The 3,098-nt window shown below is 66.1% G+C and carries 2 protein-coding genes and 1 pseudogene; 2 read left to right on the forward strand and 1 reads right to left on the reverse strand.

Annotated features, from left to right (window positions below; all coding sequences use genetic code 11):
* Nucleotides 1-403, forward strand: a pseudogene (locus AC1D00_RS33855) (phosphonate monoester hydrolase); the annotation flags it as partial.
* 257 nt (nucleotides 404-660) lie between these two features.
* Here AC1D00_RS33855 and AC1D00_RS33860 read toward each other — a convergent pair.
* Nucleotides 661-1,638, reverse strand: coding sequence for a Bug family tripartite tricarboxylate transporter substrate binding protein (locus tag AC1D00_RS33860; RefSeq protein WP_477013662.1), 978 nt, complete (start codon nucleotides 1,636-1,638; stop codon nucleotides 661-663).
* Between the two features lie 215 nt (nucleotides 1,639-1,853).
* Here AC1D00_RS33860 and proB point away from each other — a divergent pair, with 215 nt between their 5' ends.
* A complete protein-coding gene (proB, locus tag AC1D00_RS33865; protein WP_477013663.1) occupies nucleotides 1,854-2,975 on the forward strand; it encodes a glutamate 5-kinase in 1,122 nt (373 codons plus the stop codon).
* Nucleotides 2,976-3,098: the final 123 nt, after the last annotated feature.

Below are 3,098 nucleotides of genomic sequence, written 5' to 3' on the forward strand. Positions count from 1 at the left end.
GCGCAAGGTCGCGTTCTCCGAATACGACTACGCCATGCAGGATGTGCGGCTGAAGCTGAACCAGCCGATCGAGCGCTGCCGCCTGTTCATGGTGTTCGACGGCCGCTGGAAATACATCCACGCCTCCGGCTTCCGCCCGATGCTGTATGATCTCGAAACCGATCCGGAAGAGTTTTTGGATCGCGGCGACGATCCCGAATGCGCCGGCATCATCGCGCGCCTTCAGGCCGAGCTGTTCGACTGGGCGCTGCACCCGAACGACCACATCACCACGCCGCGCGAGAAGATCGCGGCCTATGCTGACAATCAGCTGCAAGTGAAGGGCGGCGTCTTGATCGGCATCTGGGATGAGGCCGAGCTTGCGGCGATCAAGGACGGCATCGCGCAGCGCGCGAAGATGTGAGACCCTCATGGTGAGGAGGCGCGATCGCGCCGTCTCGAACCATGCAGGCCCCGCTGCCGCACCTCGGCCTTTCATCCTTCGAGACGCTTGCTTCGCAAGCTCCTCAGGATGAGGGGATAGAGTGAGGTGCGAAGCTCTCACAGCTCGTCATGCCCGGGGCTTGACCCGGGCATCCACGCCTCACTCCATCGCTGAAGCACGTGGATGGCCGGGTCAAGCCCGGCCATGACGACGGAGTGTGTGGCGCGAGCAGCAGCTCAATTCTCGATCTTGTATCCTGTCGCCTTGACGATCGGCTGCCAGAACGCCGTGTTGGCGACGAGCTCCTTCGTCAGCCCATCCGCGCTGCTACCGACCGGGATCAGGCCGATCGCGGTGAGCTTCTCCTTCACCTCGGGCTTGGCGAGCGCGGCGCTCGCGGCAGCGCCGAGCTTGCTGGCGAATTCCGGCGGACTGCCGGCGGGAAGCCACATGCCGTACCAGGCGTCCGCAACCAGATCGATGCCGCTCTCCTTCAGCGTCGGGACCTCGGGCGCGAAGGGCGACCGTTCCGGGCTCGAGACCGCGATGATCTTCACGCCCTTGGCGCGGTGCTGCGGCAGCGCATCGGCCAATGTCACGATGCCGAACGACAGATGGCCGCCGATGAGATCATTGAGGATCGGTGCGCTGCCGCGATAGGGCACGCGGGTCAAGGGAATGCCGAGATCCTTCTCGAGCTTGGAGCCCATGAAATGCGGAATGGTGCCGTTGCTTGGCACCCCGAACGATGTCTTGTCCGGATGCGCCTTCAGCCACGCCACGAATGACTTGAAATCGGCAGCATCGATCGCTGGGCCGATCACAACGGCGAACTCGAACCGCGCCAGCAGCGACACCGGCATGAAATCCTTGGCCGTGTCGAAGCTCGGCGTCGTCTCCACCATCGGCAGCAGGTACATGGTGGGGCCCGTCGTCACCAGCACCATGTTGCCATCGGGGCTCGCGCCCTTCACCGCCTTGATGCCGATCAGGCCGTCGCCGCCGGTGCGGTTCTCGACCACGATGGTCCGTTGCAGTGCCGGCGCCATCTCCTGCGCGATCAGCCGGCACAGCGTGTCGCCGCCGGCGCCCGCCGCAAACGGAAAGATGATTTTTGAAAGCCCCGCCTGCGCTTGCGCCCCGCCCGCTTGTGCGAGGAGCGGCAGCCCAAGACCTCCTCCAAGACATCCAGCCATGAATTTGCGGCGATCCATGCGTTTCCCCTTCCAGCCCATTATATGGTTGCCGGCATCAGAACCGGGCCGGCGCGCAAGACAAGGCCGATGACCAAGCAAGGTTGCGCCGTTTACCATCCCCGCCGCCTTGCGCCGGCCATCGTCCTGCTGCAAAAGCAGGCCTTACCGGCGCCGCTTGTTTGCTCCGCCGTTCCACACCGAGCAATTCATCACACGCGCCAACGCATACACACATGGCCAGCCCCGAACTCAGTCAATTCCGCSGCATTGTCGTCAAGGTCGGCTCAGCGCTGCTGGTCGATTCCGACAAGGGCGAGGTGCGGACGTCCTGGCTCGCCGCGCTCGCCGACGACATGGCCAAGCTGCACAAGGGGGGACGCGACGTCCTCGTCGTCTCCTCGGGCTCGATCGCACTCGGCCGCAGCCGGCTCAAGCTGCCGCGCGGCCCGCTGAAGCTGGAGGAGAGCCAGGCCGCCGCGGCCGTCGGCCAGATCGCGCTGGCGCGGATCTGGTCGGAGGTGTTGGGGGCCCACGGCATCGACTCCGGCCAGATCCTGGTCACGCTTCAGGACACCGAAGAGCGCCGCCGCTATCTCAATGCGCGCTCCACCATCGGCAAGCTCCTGGAGTGGCGCGCCATCCCTGTCATCAACGAGAACGACACGGTCGCGACCACCGAGATCCGCTACGGCGACAACGACCGCCTCGCCGCGCGCGTCGCCACCATGGCGAGCGCCGACCTCCTGGTGCTGCTGTCGGACATCGACGGGCTCTACGACGCTCCGCCGAAGAACAACCCGAACGCAAAGCTCATTCCCGTCGTCGACAGCATCTCCTCGGAGATCGAGGCGGTGGCTGGAGACGCCGAGTCCGAGCTGTCGCGCGGCGGCATGCGCACCAAGGTCGAGGCGGCCAAGATCGCCACCACCGGCGGCACGCATATGCTGATTGCCTCCGGCAAGATCGAGCACCCGCTCCAGGCGATCGCCGATGGCGGCCGCTGCACCTGGTTCCTGACGCCGGCCAATCCCATCACCTCGCGCAAGCGCTGGATCGCGGGCACGCTGGAGCCGAAGGGCACGCTGACGATCGACGCCGGCGCGGTGACGGCGCTGCGCGCCGGCGCCAGCCTGCTGCCGGCCGGCGTGACCAAGGTCGAGGGCCAGTTCGCCCGCGGCGATGCCGTGATCGTGCGCGGCCCCGATATGAGCGAGATCGGCCGCGGCCTGATCGCCTATGACGCCGACGACGCCGAGCGGATCAAGGGCCGCTCCTCCCCGGACGTGATGACCATTCTCGGCATCAGCGGCCGCGCCGAGATGATCCACCGCGACGATCTGGTGGTGGGCGGGTAACCCTTTGCTCCGTCATTCCAGGCTGGTCCGAAGGACCAGACCCGGAATCTCGAGATTCTCAGGTGCGCAACCGCGCACCATAGTTCGGTGCTGACGCACCGCCCCGGAATGACGCCGCTGGGC

The sequence above is a fragment of the Bradyrhizobium sp. P2_E8 genome (assembly GCF_056403875.1).

Excerpts from the sequence above, each read along its gene's own strand:
- AC1D00_RS33860 (WP_477013662.1), bottom strand. The coding sequence starts at position 1,638 with ATGGATCGCCGCAAATTCATGGCTGGATGTCTTGGAGGAGGTCTTGGG.